This is a genomic window from Pontibacter sp. LHS1, from assembly GCF_058932855.1.
In genome coordinates this window covers 220,015-235,656 of the sequence record NZ_JBZYWF010000001.1, presented here as the reverse complement: position 1 = coordinate 235,656, position 15,642 = coordinate 220,015, and the positions used below count along the sequence as shown (strand labels likewise).

Below are 15,642 nucleotides of genomic sequence, written 5' to 3'. Positions count from 1 at the left end.
GAATTATTTAGGGCTGCAAGTTTTATCGGCCCGCCGGTTGTGCTGGCGTATCGCCTCTGCTTCTGTTACTGTCAGCACCTGCTCTTTGCAACGCTTCAGTACGGAGCAACCCTCGCTATAGTGATACACAGCAGAGCCGGAACTGTCGCAAAGGTATACCTGACGTTTGGTGGCCCCGGCAGGTATAGCGGCTTTGCTATTGTCTACGGGCTCGGGTTTCTGCTTCCGAAAATCCCAGGGGGCTACCGGGTTGGGGTCTTGCCAGAGGCCTCTTTTGAAGCGACGGGCATCGGCCTCCAGGTTGGCCAAGGTTTTGTCTTTGGAATAGGCGGTGTAGTGCCAGGCAAATCCTTCGCGCACCAGTTCCTCGTTCAGGCTGCGGCCATCAGGCAGAATAATGGTTCCCACAGTGCGGCCGTAGCGGTCTTTGTTGTGCTCGATCAGGCGCACGTTTTTGCCAAAGGCCAGGTCAGAGGCAAATTGCTTGGCCCGTTGTCCGTAAGCCTGGTTCTTCTCTGGTGTATCGACTCCCAGCAAACGCACCGTGATGGTCTGCCCGTTGCGCAGCAGTTCGAAGGTGTCGCCGTCTTTTACACCGACTACACGGTCACCAGGAACGGCAGGTGTTTCGGCTTCAGGTGTGGTGCGGGTGTTGTGGGGGGGAACCACAGCCGGCCTCTCCGGGTCATCGGATTGGGTGGTGGAGGTGTGCTCCACGGGCTGCTCAATGGCCCCACGGCGCTGGCGGAATTCTTCGCGTGCTTTTTCGCTGTCTTGCTTGCAGCCGGGGGCAGCCAGCAGGCTGGTGAATGCGAGCAGGTATAAGATGAGCTTGTTCATGGGGCAAAGGTGCTGCTATTCTCCTTTTACCGCAAACAGAAGTATTTGTTTTTATTAGCTGCCGCCATAAAAAAAGGCTGCCTCTTGTCAGAAGCAGCCTTTCCTAAGTTTTCGTGAAAAGCACTAGGCTAATTGCAGCTGTTCTGCTGTTTTTTCTTCTTTCTCCGGGTTGTGCGGTGTTTTGTTATCATCTTCGTCTGCTTCCACTTCCACTTCCACGGAGTGGGGTAGCGTAAACAGGAAAGTGCTGCCTTTTCCCGGCATGCTTTCTACCCAGATGGAGCCACCGTTGTGCTCCACAAAGTCTTTGCAAAGCGCCAGCCCCAGTCCGCTTCCCTTTTCGTTGGCAGTGCCCCGGCTGGAGTAACTGCTGCCTCCAAACAGTTTCTGCTGCACTTCCGGTGTAATGCCTATACCTGTGTCTTTGACTGATATCAGCACAAATTCATTTTTCATCTTCGCAGAAAGTGTCACGGTGTCGCCGGCCTTACAGAACTTAATGCCGTTAGAGATCAGGTTACGCAGCACCAGGCGGATCATTTCCTTGTCGGCGCAGCCCGTCAGGTTGGGGTCGATCTTGTTCTCCAGCACGATCTCTTTGCTGCTGGCCACCGGCTGAAGCAGGCGGATGTTCTCGTCAGCCAGCTCCCGCAAAGGCAGTGGTTTAGGATCAGCCTCAAAGCCTTCCATCTGCGCCCTGGCCCAGTCAAAAAGGTTGTCGAGCATCCAGAGCACATTCTGCTGCCCTTTCACCAAGCTGTTGAATAGCCCTTCCTGCTTATCGGCGGGCACTTTGCCCATGGCCATCACATGCAGCAGTCCCTTGAGCGCGACCAGCGGACCACGCAAGTCGTGCGCGATCACGGAGAAGAGCTTGTCTTTGATGGTGTTGAGCTGGGTAAGTTTTTCTTTCTGTATGTTGAGCTGCTGGGCCTGCTCCGTCAGAGCTTTCTGATGCTGGTTCAGGGCCTGGTTTTTATGCATGATCAGCTCGTTCTTCTGGGTAAGCAGTTTGTTGATGCGGCTTTGGTGCTGCCTTCCTCTGAAGAACACATAGGCCATGGCGCATACCAACAGCAGCAGGGCTACAGTGAAGTACTGCACGATGCTGCGCTGTTCCAGCTTGCGCAGGTTCAGCTCCTGCTCGGCCCGGAGGAGCAGGTTTTCCTTGTCCTTCTGGGCTGTTTCGTATTTCACGCGTTCCTGGGCAATGCGGTCTGCCGCCCGTTCGTTGTGCAGGCTGTCGTTGTAGGCCATGTGCATCGTCAGGTAGTGATGGGCCATTTCGTAGTTGCCCATGGCTGCGTAGATGCGGTCCAGTATGGCAGCGTTCTCCTTGAGTACATATTTGCCTTCGTAGGCTCTGGCGAGTTCCATGCTGGCCAGGGCGTTGTCGAGAGCTTTCTCGTATTTGCCGGCTTTGAGGTACGATTCGGCCTTGCCGCGCAGTACATATACCTCGTCGTGCGGACTACCCAGGTCATTGGCGATCTGGTGTGCCTTGTTGAAAAAAGTGAGGGCCGTCTGATAATCGTTTTTGCCGTTGTAGGCTTCCCCGATGTTGATCAGCGAGATCAGAATTCCCTGCTTATCGTCCAGTCCCTCCTGAATAGGGAGTGCTTCGCGATAATAGACCAAAGCCAGGTCATACTTTCCCTGGTCCAGGTATACGCCGCCTATGTTGCTCAGGGCACTGCTCATGCGCAGGGTGTCCTGTGCCGTGGTGGCAAGTGAGAGAGATTTTTTATAGAGCGGAAGGGCCTCTTTGTGGTTGTGCTGATCAGCGTAAACATTGCCGATGTTGTTATAGCTGGCACTCAGGTCTGACGGGTCGCCCAGCTTCTCGCGGATGCGCAGCGCCATATAATAAAACTGAACGGCCTTGTCAATATCGCCGAGCAGGTAGTGGCCTGAGCCGGTTTCATTGTAGGCCTGTGCCAGTAGTTTGTCATCGCCTGCCTGTCGGGCCAGTGCTACCGCTTTATTGCCGTAGGAAATGGTGGTTTTCGGGTTGATGCTTTTGTGCACCTTGCTCAGTTCGCAGTATAGCTCTATCTTCCGGGTCACATCTTCAGTCCGGCCCAATTCAGTTTTCAGGTTCTGTATCAGGACCTTCTGCTGTGGCTGCGTTAGACTTAAAAGTAGGAATAGACGAGTCAGGAATAGTAGAAGCATAGGTACCTCTCTACAGTTAGAATTACCGTATTGAATTCAGTATTAGGGAGCAATATAAGAATTTAATGTTTAATAATGCTAATCTGATTCCAGGAATATAAAGTAGCTTTAAAAAAGTGCAATTAGCTTCTAAACGAAATGCTGCTACTGGTCATAGGAGGGTGCAACTGCCCGAAATAGGCAATTGTAGTCCTATGTTATGAAAAGCTGCTGAAAAGCAAAATCAACTGACTACGTGCACCGAACTCACCCCGCCAGGCTTTTTGGTAACCACAATCTGGGTGCTGATGCGCTCTTTCAGTGCCTCCACGTGCGAGATAATACCGATCGTTTTGCCGGCGGCATGCAGGTTGTCCAGTGTCGTGATGGCAGCCTCCAGGGTGTCTGCATCGAGTGTGCCAAAGCCCTCATCGATGAAGAGGGAGTTGATCTGGGTGCGGTGACCGGCCAGGTCCGAGAGGCCCAGGGCCAGGGCTAAGCTGACCAGGAAGCTTTCGCCTCCGGACAGGGTGTTCATCGGTCGCACCGCCTCTGCCTGGTAGGTGTCCACAATCTGCAAAGCCAGGTCCTCGTCCGGGGACTTGAGGATGCGGTAGCGGTCGTTGAGCCTGAACAGGTGCCGGTTGGCCAGCTCTACCAGCCGGGCCAGCGTGAGACCCTGTGCAAAGCGGCTGAACCTCGAGCCATCTGCGGAACCAATAAGGTCAGCAAGTTGGCTCCAGCGGTGGCAGACCTGCTGCTGCGTTTTCAGCTGCTCAGCCAGCTCTCTGTTCTTTTCGCGCTGCTGGGCATCCTGCTCGAGTAGTTGCTGGTGGCGTGCCCGTTGCGAGATCAGCTCCCGCTGCCGGGCTGTTTTCTGTTGCTGCTGTTCCTGGAGTGCCGCTATACCTTCGTCGGTCAGCTGTTTTTGCTGGAGCTGCGTCAATTCCTGCTGCACATCGCTCAGACTCTTGCGTAGTTCGGTCAGGTGCTTTTCGGTTTGTGCCTTTTGGTTGGCCAGGCGGTCGGCCTCGTCGCGGTGCAGCAGCATCTGGCTCAGGGCTTCAATCGTTTCGATGCCTTTCTGGTGCAGCACGTTCAGCAAGCCTTGCCGCAGCTCCTCCAGTACCGAGCTGTTCTGCTGGTGTTTTTGGTGGCATTCTGTCTGGCGGGTATGTGCTTCCTGCAGCTCCTGCTGTTTCTGTAGTTGGCTGCGACGTGCCTCTTCTGCTTGTCTGGCTCTGGCGCTCAGCTCCTCGCTTGCCAGTCTGCGCTCTTTGTCCGGATCTTTGTCGCCAAACAAGGAATAGCGCTCACTCTTAAGTTTGGTCAGATGCTCGTGCTCTTCTTTCAGTTGCTGCCTGCGCTCTTCCAGCTCTTTTAGCTTCTGAGTTTCGTTTGTCCTGAGGTTCTTTACCAACTGCTGCAGCTCGATGTATTTTTCACGCATCCCCTCCAGCGCCTGCTGCTTTTGGGTATAGGAAGCGGCTTGCTGCTCTAGTGTTTGCAGGAGGATATGGCGCTCCTCCGCTTTGTAAACTAAGCCAAAAGTGGCAGCAAAAGATTCAGCCGTTTCGGTGTGCGCCCGTTGTTGCTCCTGCTCATCAGACAGGTTTGCCAGCAGTTTCTGGAGCTGTGTGCTCAGAAGTTTGTCTGAGGACTGCAGCTGGTTCAGGGTCGACTGGGCCTGCATCTGCGCTTCGCGGACTTGCTGCAACTGTTGGTTTATACCTTCCAGCTCACGGCTCAGTGCCCGTGCCTGTGCCAGTTGCTGCTGCAATGCCGTGGCGGTTTCCTGCTGGGTATGCAACAGTTGCGCTAACTGGTCTATACGGCCTATACTTAGCTCCTGTGGTATACCTTCGGCCACTTGCGCAAAGGTATGGCATAGTCGCCGGACCTCCGTTTCAGCCTCCGTTTTGGCTGTTCTCTCCAGCTGCTGCTTTTGCTCCAGGGAGTTGAGCTGTACCTGTAGCTGCTGCAGGTGTTGCTCCAACTCCTTTACCAGTTCCTGCTGCTTGTCGCGCTTCTGCACTTCCTCGGGCAGGTCAAAGGTATAGCCGTCCTCGGCGAAAGGGTGATGGGTAGAGCCGCACAGCGGGCAAGGCTCGTCCTGTGCCAGGGTATGGCGGGCTTCCTCGTACTGCTGAATCTGCTGCTGTAGCTGCACGAGTTTCTGGAGTGCCTGCAGGTGCTCGCTTGCCTGGCCATACCTGTTTTTGATTTCCTGAAGGCTGGTGTTTGTTTCTTTGTACTGCTGCTGTAGCTGTGTCAGCTGCTCGTTTGTAAGTTGAAGCTTTTGCTGCTGTAGCCTATGCTGCTGCGCCAGTTCCTGCAGACGCTCAAAGCGGGACAGCAAAGCAGGCTGCGACTGCGCAGACTGCTCCAGTTCTTCTATGCTCTTAGCGGCCAGTATACCTTGCAGGGCGCTTAACTTTTCACCTTTCTGCTGCTGCAGCTGATCGTACAAGGCCTGCTGTTTAGTCTGCTGCTCCTGTAGCTCGGTCAGTTGCCTGGCTTCCTGGCTTCGTTGCTGGCTTAGCTCCTGTTGCTCATGCTGGTTGCGGCGGATGCGCTGCTCCACTTCCTGCAGATCGCGCAACGTAGCTTTGAACTCAGGCAGATGCTCTTTCAGGTCCTGTAGCTTAGCGTTCTGTTCCAGCCAGTTTTTTATACCTGTCGCCTCCTGGGTGAGCTTTTCCAGTTCGGCTTGCCTGGCCTGCAGTTGGGCCTGCTCCTGTTGCAGTTGCTGCTCAAAAGTGACGTAACTGCTTTTGTTTTTAGTGTAAGCGTCACGGATGCTGTTGAGCTGGTGGTCAAGACGAACTACCTGCGTCAGCACAGGGTCCAGTTTCTGAATCGCTTCCTCCTGTTGCTCAAACGCCTTGGTGGCTTCTATGGCGATTTTACCGGCGGCCTCGAGTTCGGCTTGCAGCACAGGCACCCGCTTTTGCAGGGTCTGCAGCTGCTCCTGTGCTTCGAGCACCTTGCTGTTGGTACTCCGGATTTCGGCCAGTTCGCCCACAAACTGATGGGCCTGCTGGTGCTGCTCGAGTTTTACAAAGTCGGGTTGCAGCTGACGGAGTTTCTGCTCCTGCACCTCCAGGGCTTGCTGGTGCTGCTGCTGACGTGTCTGCAATTGCGCCACCTGCTGCAGCCACTGTACCTTGGCCTGCAATGCGGTCAGGTCTTGCTGCAGGGTCGCTTCCTGTACCGACAGCTCTTTTATGCTCGCTTCGTAGGCTGCACGCTGTTCTTCGGGCAATAGCTGCGTGTGCTGAAGGCTTTGCTCCAGGCTTTCATATTTCAGTCGTTCCTGCTTGGCCTTTTCAAACGCGAACTTTGAGATGTCGGAGTAAATGCCGGTGTCGGTGATCTTTTCCAGCAAGCTGCTGCGCTCGTTCGGGTTTGCTTTGAGGAAACGGGCAAAGTCCCCCTGCGACAGCATAACGGATCGCAGAAACTGGCTGTAGTCAAGTCCGCAGATCTCGGCCACCATAGCGGGCACTTCGCTGGGTTTCAGATCGAATAGGTCATCTTTGTCGAAGTCATACAGCTCCATGTGCACGGGCTGTATCTTGCCATCTGCCTTGCCCCGGCTGCGACGCAGGTGCCACTTGGAGCGGTATACCTTGCCGGCAGCCTCAAACTCCACCTCCGAATAACACTCCGCAGTATGGCGGGTCATCAGCTCCAGCGGACGCTCATTGCTGTGCCGGTGCGCCAATCCGTAAAGTCCGACCGTAATCGCATCCAGAATGGTCGTCTTGCCAGCCCCGGTAGGGCCGGTAATAGCAAACAACCCCGCATCAGCCAGCGGACTCTGGTCGAAACGGATCTCGTGCTCACCTTTGAGTGAGTTGAGGTTCAGGAAGCGGACGGCGAGGATTTTCATGGGGCTGAAGGACTTGGGTAAATGCTTGTGTTTGTTTTCGGGAGAGTCAGTAGTATTTAGTTTTGTCGTGTATCAGAAGCAGCAAGTAGCTCCTGTATATCCATTTTCTCCTTGATTTTATTGACTCTCGGCTGAATATACCATATACCAATAGGCCAGAAGAGCATTAGGAAAAAATCTCCTATATAATCGCCAAGTTGAGCTTTTCTTCCAAGTTCTAATGACTTTAAAACTTTCACTGGAAAAGAATGAATGTGCAAATAAGCATACATCACATAGAGAAATGGAATAGCAGCCAGACCACTCACTGAAAATTCCTCACCATCATACAGTATCTTAATTACATATACTACCGCTAATACAATAAAGCAATTCAGGAGGAAAAGGGTGTGGTTGAGCTTAATTTTGACTGGACTCAAATTGTACAACTTATCACCGATTGTCAAAGGCCATAAGAGAAGTATGGTAGTGCCTATAATAGAAAGTATAATGTTTAAAAGGCCGAAACCTTCAATAGTTGTACTTCCAATAAAACTTGCAACGGTTAATGCCAAGAAGATTTTCCAATGCTTTAAACTTAATATTTTTTCCATCAGGGAGAGTTTACCGTTTCTTTCTGTTAATGCGGTAAATAATAGTAAAGATTCGTTGAATCTAAATTGCCTCCTCCTGCCGCATCAGCTCCAGCAACTCCGAGAAAGTAGACTGCAACTCGGTATGATCACTCTCCGGGAACGCACTTTCGCAGCGCTTCAGGAATACTTCTTTTTCACTCAAGGTATGGAGGTCCACTTCTTCCCGTATGTCCTGCTCCAGGGTTCTTCGGGCTGTTTTGATGATGGGCGGACGGTGGATCAGCAGTTGCAACTCGTCGCTTTTCAGATGCAGCACTTCCTCCAGTTGCTGATTCAGGTCAGGTATAGGGGCATCTAACTCGACCTGCAGTTCGGCCCAGGCAGGCAAGGTATAGCTGCTGTTGTCGTAGACTGCAATTTTTTGTTTTACTTCTTCCAACGAACCTTTAAAGCGTACCAACTTGCGGCAAACAGGTATAGCGATCTCCTTCAGGTCAGTGAGCTGACCGTTTTCAAAGTCCAGCACATAGACTACTTTCTTGTCCGCTACTTCGCTGAAGCTGAGCGGAATAGGGGAGCCGGAGTAGCGGATGTGGTGTGCCTTGTTGACCTGCTGCGGACGGTGCAGGTGACCGAGCGCTACATAGTCGAACTCTTTCGGGAACTGGTCTGCCCCAATCTGGCCAAGGTTGCCGACGTGGATCTCCTTTTCGCTATCAGAAGCAGAGCCGCCGGCGGCAAACAAATGGCCCATGGCCACCACCGGTATACCTCGTGCTTTGTAAGGCTGTACATGCGGCACAAAGGCGGCGTAGTGGGCGGCTATACCTTGTTTAATGCGCTGTTCGCGTTCCTCGTAACTTTCGCCGGCTACGGAAAGACGTACGTCGCGGTCACGCAGAAACGGCACAGCGCAAACCACGAGTTCCAACTTGCCGTTTTCGTCGCGCAGTTCAATCAGTTCATCCAGCAGGTCGGCAGTAGCACCGCCTATCACTTTTATGTTAAAGCAGTCGAGGAGTTCTTTGGGTGCATTGAGCGTGGAAACGGAGTCGTGGTTACCGCCCGTGATAATAATGTGGCGGCAGCAGGTGGCGCAAACCTTCGTCAGGAAGTTGTAGTACTGGCGCAGGGCTGTGTTGGAAGGGGCACCCGTGTCAAACACGTCGCCGGCCATCAGGAGCACCTCAACCTTTTCGGATTCAATGGTTTGCAGGAGCCAGTCCAGGAAATGCTGGTGTTCTTCGGTTCGTTCGAGGTTGACGAGTCGCTGGCCGAGGTGCCAGTCTGAAGTGTGTAATACGCGCATATCCCTATTCCTTTCTCCTTTGCACCACAAGTTACATTAAGGTATACCTATACTGCAAGTTTGTGATATAATTTTTTCCGGATCAGGTATAGCGGTTTCGCTATATAAAACTGGTTTAACAAGCAAAGGGACAGTATTGCAGCCAGGGAGAGTAGAAAATCTATAGCGGGTTAATCCCGAAAGTGTATGCCAGAAAAAGTGTGGTATGTGGAAACAGCAGTAAACTACCAGACTAAAAAATCAGGGGTCAGGTATAGCTGAACCTGCCTTATTCGTTGATCCAGGCCAGCGCATCCTTCTGGCTGGAGAAGTTCTTGAATAAAAACTGGTTGATGTTCTGTGCTTCTGCCCGGGTGGCGACAGCTTCGAGGGCCAGTTTGGAGAACAGGCTGCCTGGCAGCACTCTGGCCAATTTCTGAAGTGGGGTCTGAGAAAGCAGTTCGTAAAAGGTAGTGGACATCCACTCTTTTGTAGGAGCATCCAACATGGTCAGGCGTTCGGCGTTGGCCACTGCTCTGGTAATCCCTGTATCGCGCAGCGCTTCATACAACTTCGTGCCTCCCGTAATCATTTCGTCCCTGTTCACGGCCCGTTGCCACTCTGCCAGCAATAGATTATTCTCCTTATCGATCTCTATCCTATAGAAATCAGAAGAATAATAGGTGGTCTGGGATGGAAATGGTTTTAGCAGCATCGTGTCAGATAAATCATGTAAAGATACGCATAAATACTAGCTGACGTTCATGTTGCTGTACTAAATGCAGATGATAATTACTCCTTTACTGGCAGGCCGGCAGCTTTCAGGTCTGTATAGCCCCCTATGTTATAAACGTTCTTAAAACCGGCTTCTTCCATGAGTCTGGCTGCTTTCCCGCTGCGGTTGCCACTGGCGCAGTACAGGTAATAAGTTTTGTCCTTGTCCCAGTTCTGCATTTCTTTTTGGAAGTCCCCGCTCAGGAAGTCGGCGTGCTGCGTTTTTTGGAGGTGTCCTGCCTCAAACTCAGCAGGAGTGCGAACATCAACCAGCATAACTTCTTGGTTGTCGATTTTTTCATGGTGGGATTTATATTCAGTGGCAGAAATTGTCTTGACTTTGCCGTCGCTCTGCTGTGGGCTGGTGCAGCTCATCAGACCGGCAGCCAATAAGGTCATTAAGAATAGTTTCATAAGAATGACGGATTAACCTGTGTTATAATAAACGACAGTGAGCAGTTTTAGGTACTCCTACACGTTCGGTTTCCCAAACAAAAAGTAATTATATGAAAATATTTTCATTTCTCGATACTGGGTTTACTGGGTAGATTTGCAGCCTTTGATGCACGCTATAATATTGGAAATACTGGAGTCGGTCAGAAAGTAAAAAACATTTTTGCCCTGGCGGCGGGTTTCCACCAGTCCTTTGTCGCGCATATTGGTGAGGTGATGAGAGAGCAAAGACTGTTCAATTTCCAGCACTTCCTGTAACTGGCTCACCGTGAGTTGGTCTTCCTGCTCCAGCAAGTCAATGATGCTGATGCGCACCGGATGTGCCACACATTTGAGCACATAGGCGGTTCTTTCCAGCTTTTTTTTGTCTACCCTTACTTTTAGGTCGGTCATGCAGGTATAAATAATAGGTAATTGGAATACATGATCATTTATTCATGTATAAAATTTAATACAATTTTAATACGCTTTAGGTTCCGGTTCTAAAACAGAAAAAGCCGGCACAGGGCCGGCTTTTTCATAGCACAAAATATCGTGTCAGTATTAGTTGGCGTGCACGCTGCCGCCCGCAAAGGAGCTCACATCCACACCCAATCCCTGCGCTATTCCCAGTCCAAGACCGATGTCGGCGCGGAAGAAGTGACACAGCTGACGGTTTATAATCTCTGCCCGCTTCGGTCCGTCTATACCTTGCATGGCTCCCACGATGTTGCTGATGGTATTTTTCTTTTCCTCTGGTGTCATCAGGCGGAACAGATCACCTGGCTGGGTGTAGTGATCGTTCTCACCTTCAGCGTTGCGGTCGTACCAGTCGGCGACCACGTTCGTGCCCAGATTCTGCGCCGGCTCCTTGTAGCGCTCGTCCGCCTTGATGTTGTCGAAAGAGTTCGGAAAGTAGTTTGGTGCGCTGCCCCCGTTTCCGTCTACACGCATGGCGCCGTCGCGCTGATAGTTGTTCACCGCAAACGGACAACGGTTCACCGGAATCTGCTCGTAATTGGCGCCGATGCGGTAGCGGTGCGCATCCGGATAAGAAAGAATGCGGCCCTGCAGCATGCGGTCAGGCGAAAAGCCGATGCCATCCACAAGGTGGGCCGGTGCAAATGCGGCCTGCTCTACGTGCGCGAAATAGTTATCCGGATTTTCGTTCAGCTCCAGTATGCCGACATCGATCAGCGGATAGTCTTTTTGCGACCATACCTTGGTCAGGTCAAACGGATTCCACTTATAAGTAGCGGCTTCGGCCTCTGGCATGATCTGCACCTTAAGCGCCCAGCGCGGGAAGTCGCCGCGATCAATTGACTCCACCAGATCGCGCTGCGCCTGGTCAGGGTCTATCCCTTTCATGACAGTGGCTTCGGAGTCAGTGAAGTTTCGGATGCCTTGCAGCGTCTTGAAGTGGAATTTCACGAAGAAACGCTCGTTGTCTTTGTTGATGAACGAGAAGGTATGGCTGCCGAAGCCGTGCATGTGACGGTAAGAAGCTGGCGTGCCGCGGTCGCTCATCAGGATGACCACCTGGTGCAAACTCTCTGGGTTCAGGGACCAGAAATCCCACATCATGGTCGCGCTCTTGGTGTTGGTGCGCGGGTCACGCTTCTGGGTATGGATAAAGTCCGGGAACTTCTTCGGGTCTTTGATGAAGAACACGGGTGTGTTGTTACCTACCAGGTCCCAGTTACCGTCTTCGGTATAGAACTTCACAGCAAAGCCACGCGGGTCACGCTCCGAGTCGGCGCTGCCTTTCTCACCACCTACTGTGGAGAAGCGCAGGAATACACGGGTCTCTTTGCCGATCTCGCTGAAGAGTCTGGCTTTGGTGTATTTGGTGATGTCGTGGGTAACGGTGAAGGTACCGTAAGCGCCTGATCCTTTGGCATGCACGACCCGTTCAGGTATACGCTCACGGTTGAAGTGCGCCAGTTTCTCGTGCAGGATGAAATCTTCGAGCAAGATTGGGCCGCGTGGACCGGCAGTCATGCTGTTCTCGTGCTCGTAATAAGGTTTGCCAGAGGCAGTGGTCAGTTTCTGATGTGGATTCTCGTTGCTCATATAGGTAAGGGTTTTTGAGGTTTCTGCTGAATTGATGCCTCAAAAGTATAGCCCTATGCTATATAGTTCAAATCGATTAATTTTATGGTGTGATAGTTTATGTCTATCATGTGCCCTTGTTATCCTAAACCATAGATAATTGCCAGTGACACAGTGGAAATAATCAGCCACAAAATAACTCCCTGCCAGAATGGCTTTGGACTAATGGCCTTTAAAGCGCTCAAGCTAATGTTTGCCCCGATTAGAAAGAGGCTTAGCAGTAACCCCTTTTTGGCTAGCATAACGATGGTAGGAGAAACGATTTCCACGACAGGTATAAAGGTGCTGATCACAGATGCCAGCACAAAGAGCAGAATGAATGTCGGTATGCTCAGCTTCTTCTTGCCGTCCTTGAACATCAGGCTGGAGATAAGGACCAGCGGCACGATCCAGAGCGCCCGGGTAAGTTTGAGCGTGGTGGCAATCTGCAGGGCTTCGTCGCCGTAGCGGGTGGCAGCGCCTACCACCGAACTGGTATCGTGGATGGCAATAGCCGCCCAAATGCCGAACTGCTCCTGTGACAGGCCGAGCGCATTCCCGATGGGCGGGAAAATGAATAGCGCCACTGCATTGAGCACGAAAACAATACCCAGCGCAACGGAAATCTCCTGATCGTTGGCTTTAATGGCCGGCGCCACCGCCGCGATGGCGCTGCCTCCGCAGATGGCCGTGCCTGATGAAACGAGGTGTGTGAGTCGGGGAGGGGTATAGAAAAGCTTGCCCAGCAACAGGCCGATGATCATGGTAGCGGCCAGCGATACTAAGGTATAGACGATGCCCATTAGTCCGGTTTCAGCTACCTGGTACAAGTCGATGCCGAAGCCCAAACCGACCACCGCAGCCTGCAAAAGATACTTTGAAACTTTACCGGTATGCGCTTTAAAGGGATTGCCGAGCACGAGTCCAACTACCAAGCCAACCGCTAGTGCCATCGCCGAGTTAAGCAGCGACGTGAACAGGATCAGGAGAACAAAGGCAATAAAGATCGTTTTCTGAAGCAGGGGAGGAGGCAGCGGGAAAAGTTTGGGCATGCTTGTGGCGGCGTTTGGCTTATCGCAGACAAATCTACGCTTCTTTCCAATTTAAGTATGTGACTTTTGTCGCATTCAAGTAGAAACCGACTTTTTAACGGCCTGGAACAGGTATAGCCAGTTCTAAAACGCCTCCCCGATCATCACATAAAAATTAACGCCTTCACGTCCATACCCGATATCTGCCCGGATGTTGAGCTTTTGCTCCGGGTTGAGAGCATAACGCAGGCCTGTGCCGACGGAGTATTTCAGGGTAGAGAAGCTCACGTCTTTCGGTTTGTCGAACACATCGCCTACACCTGCAAAGGCCGCCATGCCGAAGCGCCAGAACAATGGAAAGCGATACTCTAGTTGCGTACCGGCAAAGTTGTCTTCGAGGAAACGGTTTTTGGCGTAGCCTCTCAGAATGCGGTCGCCGCCGGCCATGGCCATGCGCATCACAGGTATATCACCGTTGTTGAGGTTGAAACTTGTGTTATGCGCCAGGATGTGGTTCGGCTTCAGCTCGAAATACTTTCGGAAGTCAAGGTTGAAATTGCTGTAGCCGAAGTCCCCGCCAAAGGTGCTGCCAAAGCGGTAAGCAGACATTTCCAGGTAAGTGCCGCTGCTGGCAAAGGCTACGTTATCGCGACTGTCGAGCAGGAAAATCAAGCCCAAGCCACTGTTTACTCCACCTTGGTAACCCGGAATCCTTTGCGTGAGCAGTTGGCTCTCGCGGTCCTGGTTGATAGGGTTGAGCTGCAGGTCGTAGTAGTTGGCGATCTGAAAATCCGGGCCCAGAAAAGTTCTTGCGCCCAGTTTCTTCAAAGCTGCCAAACGAGCACTTACATAATCGTATTCATAGATCTCTTCGTCAGCAAGGGGCGTGTCGTTGCCGATGCCATAAAACCTGTCCGTATACACCCGGTGTCGCAGTTCGCCGCGCAGCAGGAATTTTTCGTCACGTGTGAAAATGGTCCAGTCGAGTAACTGGTCGGTTTGCTTGCGCAAGGTATAGTCGACGATCAGACGCATCTGGGAGAGGCGGGAGTAGCCTTCGTCTTCGCTGTTCTTCAGTTTGAAAAAGCCAAGCAGCGCTGCCCCAAATCCCAGCCGGGTGTCGGGGGTATAGTAGAGCACCGGGATCGGTATAAGCCCCCGTGTTTTCTCAACTTTCGGAGGCGTGGTGTCAGGTATAGCATCAGCGGGTTGATCCTGCGCCAGAACACGGTTAGTCGCGCCCAACAGCAAACAGAGCCCCAGCAAGCAGCTGGCAAGTGCATGTCGTTTCATAAAACCAGCAAGGTATAAGGTGAGGGGCGGGTTCTGTGTTATAACAGGTATAAATCAGGACTTTGCCTGTAGAAATGTAATGAAAAGAGCGATTGGTTGGTGCTGCGGATCAGCAAAATAATTTGTTATTAAAACGCTTCTCCAATCATCAGGTACACATTAAATCCTTCCCGGCCATACCCTATATCCAGTCTTGAATTGAGTTTCTGGTCGGGGCGGATGGCGTAGCGAAGGCCGGTACCGACGGAGTATTTGATCGTGGACAGGCTGATGTCCTCTGGTTTGTCGAACACGTCGCCTATACCTGCGAAAGCGGCCGCACCTAGTCGCCAGAACAGCGGGAAGCGGTACTCTACCTGGGAGCCAACAAAGTGGTCGTCGTGGAAGCGGTTACGGGCGTAGCCTCTTAGTAACTTGTCGCCGCCGGCGGTGGCCAGACGCTGTACCGGCACGTCTCCCTCGTTGAGGCGGAGCATGGTGTTGGTGGCCAGTACGCGGTCGTTGCCGAGGCCGTAGTAGCGGTTAAACTCCAGGTTGAAGTTGTTGTACCGGAAGTCGCTGCCAAAAGTCTTGCCGAAGTGATAGCCTGAAATCTCCAGGTAAAAACCTTTGCTCGGGTAAGCCGTGCTGTTGCGGTGGTCGATCAGAAAAATCGCACCCAATCCTACATTGCGGCCCGTCTTGTATCCGGGAATTTGCTGGGATAGTAGCTGACTGCCTTCTTCCAGTTCCACATCATAATACTCCGTGAACTGCAGATCAGGACCCAGAAAGCTGCGAAATCCTACGTTTTTGAGCACCGCAATTTTGGCGCTGATCATGTCATAGTCATACAACTCACGGTCTTCTTCACGTGTATCGTTGCCGATGCCATAGAAGCGGTCGGTATAGATGCGGTGCCGCAGTTCACCGCGCAGCATCAGGCGTTCTTCCCGGGTAAAGATGTTCCAGTACAGCCACTGGTCCGTCTGCTTGTTCAGGGTATAGTCCACCACCAGGCGGGCCAAAGATAGGCGGGTAAAGGTGGTGTCGGTGTAGCTGCGGAGGCGGAAGTAGCCCAGCAGTGAGGCGCCGAAGCCGAGACGTGTGTCGGGGGTGTAGTATACCACAGGCGCAGGTATGAGCCCTTTGATGCTGCGTCGCTCCGGGTCAGGAGGATTTGGGGTTTTTTCTTCGGTGGTTTGCTCCTGCGCCAGGGCAGGTGTAGACTTGAGCAGTGTAAATAAAAGCAGCGGGAAAATAAAGTATAGGTATAAGCGCATGCAGGCC

At 52.3% G+C, this 15,642-nt stretch carries 12 protein-coding genes; all 12 read right to left on the bottom strand.

Features of this window, described 5'->3' with window-relative positions:
* Window positions 1-3: 3 nt before the first annotated feature.
* Complete coding sequence (locus tag AC5FXQ_RS01015) at window positions 4-840, bottom strand: thermonuclease family protein (RefSeq protein WP_493600645.1); 837 nt, start codon at window positions 838-840, stop codon at window positions 4-6.
* A gap of 123 nt (window positions 841-963) precedes the next feature.
* A complete protein-coding gene (locus tag AC5FXQ_RS01010) occupies window positions 964-3,015 on the bottom strand; it encodes a tetratricopeptide repeat-containing sensor histidine kinase (protein WP_493600644.1) in 2,052 nt (683 codons plus the stop codon).
* Between the two features lie 223 nt (window positions 3,016-3,238).
* A complete protein-coding gene (locus AC5FXQ_RS01005) occupies window positions 3,239-6,889 on the bottom strand; it encodes an SbcC/MukB-like Walker B domain-containing protein (protein ID WP_493600643.1) in 3,651 nt (1,216 codons plus the stop codon).
* A 56-nt stretch (window positions 6,890-6,945) separates the two neighbouring features.
* The gene (locus AC5FXQ_RS01000) at window positions 6,946-7,482 is read right to left on the bottom strand and encodes a hypothetical protein (RefSeq protein ID WP_493600642.1); all 537 of its coding nucleotides are present in this window, start codon (window positions 7,480-7,482) and stop codon (window positions 6,946-6,948) included.
* 61 nt (window positions 7,483-7,543) lie between these two features.
* Window positions 7,544-8,773 carry an exonuclease SbcCD subunit D C-terminal domain-containing protein gene (locus tag AC5FXQ_RS00995; protein ID WP_493600641.1) on the bottom strand — a complete coding sequence of 410 codons (1,230 nt, stop codon included), beginning with the start codon at window positions 8,771-8,773 and terminating at the stop codon, window positions 7,544-7,546.
* A 268-nt stretch (window positions 8,774-9,041) separates the two neighbouring features.
* Window positions 9,042-9,467, bottom strand: a complete 426-nt coding sequence (locus AC5FXQ_RS00990) for a hypothetical protein (protein WP_493600640.1) — start codon at window positions 9,465-9,467, stop codon at window positions 9,042-9,044.
* A gap of 77 nt (window positions 9,468-9,544) precedes the next feature.
* Window positions 9,545-9,940 carry a rhodanese-like domain-containing protein gene (locus AC5FXQ_RS00985; RefSeq protein WP_493600639.1) on the bottom strand — a complete coding sequence of 132 codons (396 nt, stop codon included), beginning with the start codon at window positions 9,938-9,940 and terminating at the stop codon, window positions 9,545-9,547.
* A gap of 123 nt (window positions 9,941-10,063) precedes the next feature.
* The gene (locus tag AC5FXQ_RS00980) at window positions 10,064-10,372 is read right to left on the bottom strand and encodes an ArsR/SmtB family transcription factor (RefSeq protein ID WP_493600638.1); all 309 of its coding nucleotides are present in this window, start codon (window positions 10,370-10,372) and stop codon (window positions 10,064-10,066) included.
* Window positions 10,373-10,522: 150 nt separating this feature from the next.
* Window positions 10,523-12,031, bottom strand: coding sequence for a catalase (locus AC5FXQ_RS00975; RefSeq protein WP_493600637.1), 1,509 nt, complete (start codon window positions 12,029-12,031; stop codon window positions 10,523-10,525).
* 119 nt (window positions 12,032-12,150) lie between these two features.
* Window positions 12,151-13,101 (bottom strand): YeiH family protein, encoded by a 951-nt coding sequence (locus tag AC5FXQ_RS00970; protein WP_493600636.1) that lies wholly within the window; start codon window positions 13,099-13,101, stop codon window positions 12,151-12,153.
* Between the two features lie 123 nt (window positions 13,102-13,224).
* Window positions 13,225-14,373 (bottom strand): BamA/TamA family outer membrane protein, encoded by a 1,149-nt coding sequence (locus AC5FXQ_RS00965; RefSeq protein ID WP_493600635.1) that lies wholly within the window; start codon window positions 14,371-14,373, stop codon window positions 13,225-13,227.
* Between the two features lie 128 nt (window positions 14,374-14,501).
* A complete protein-coding gene (locus AC5FXQ_RS00960) occupies window positions 14,502-15,635 on the bottom strand; it encodes a BamA/TamA family outer membrane protein (protein ID WP_493600634.1) in 1,134 nt (377 codons plus the stop codon).
* Window positions 15,636-15,642: the final 7 nt, after the last annotated feature.

Coding starts and splice junctions, on each gene's coding strand:
- AC5FXQ_RS01015 (WP_493600645.1), bottom strand. CDS start 840: ATGAACAAGCTCATCTTATACCTGCTCGCATTCACCAGCCTGCTGGCT.
- AC5FXQ_RS01010 (WP_493600644.1), bottom strand. CDS start 3,015: ATGCTTCTACTATTCCTGACTCGTCTATTCCTACTTTTAAGTCTAACG.
- AC5FXQ_RS01005 (WP_493600643.1), bottom strand. CDS start 6,889: ATGAAAATCCTCGCCGTCCGCTTCCTGAACCTCAACTCACTCAAAGGT.
- AC5FXQ_RS01000 (WP_493600642.1), bottom strand. CDS start 7,482: ATGGAAAAAATATTAAGTTTAAAGCATTGGAAAATCTTCTTGGCATTA.
- AC5FXQ_RS00995 (WP_493600641.1), bottom strand. CDS start 8,773: ATGCGCGTATTACACACTTCAGACTGGCACCTCGGCCAGCGACTCGTC.
- AC5FXQ_RS00990 (WP_493600640.1), bottom strand. CDS start 9,467: ATGCTGCTAAAACCATTTCCATCCCAGACCACCTATTATTCTTCTGAT.
- AC5FXQ_RS00985 (WP_493600639.1), bottom strand. CDS start 9,940: ATGAAACTATTCTTAATGACCTTATTGGCTGCCGGTCTGATGAGCTGC.
- AC5FXQ_RS00980 (WP_493600638.1), bottom strand. CDS start 10,372: ATGACCGACCTAAAAGTAAGGGTAGACAAAAAAAAGCTGGAAAGAACC.
- AC5FXQ_RS00975 (WP_493600637.1), bottom strand. CDS start 12,031: ATGAGCAACGAGAATCCACATCAGAAACTGACCACTGCCTCTGGCAAA.
- AC5FXQ_RS00970 (WP_493600636.1), bottom strand. CDS start 13,101: ATGCCCAAACTTTTCCCGCTGCCTCCTCCCCTGCTTCAGAAAACGATC.
- AC5FXQ_RS00965 (WP_493600635.1), bottom strand. CDS start 14,373: ATGAAACGACATGCACTTGCCAGCTGCTTGCTGGGGCTCTGTTTGCTG.
- AC5FXQ_RS00960 (WP_493600634.1), bottom strand. CDS start 15,635: ATGCGCTTATACCTATACTTTATTTTCCCGCTGCTTTTATTTACACTG.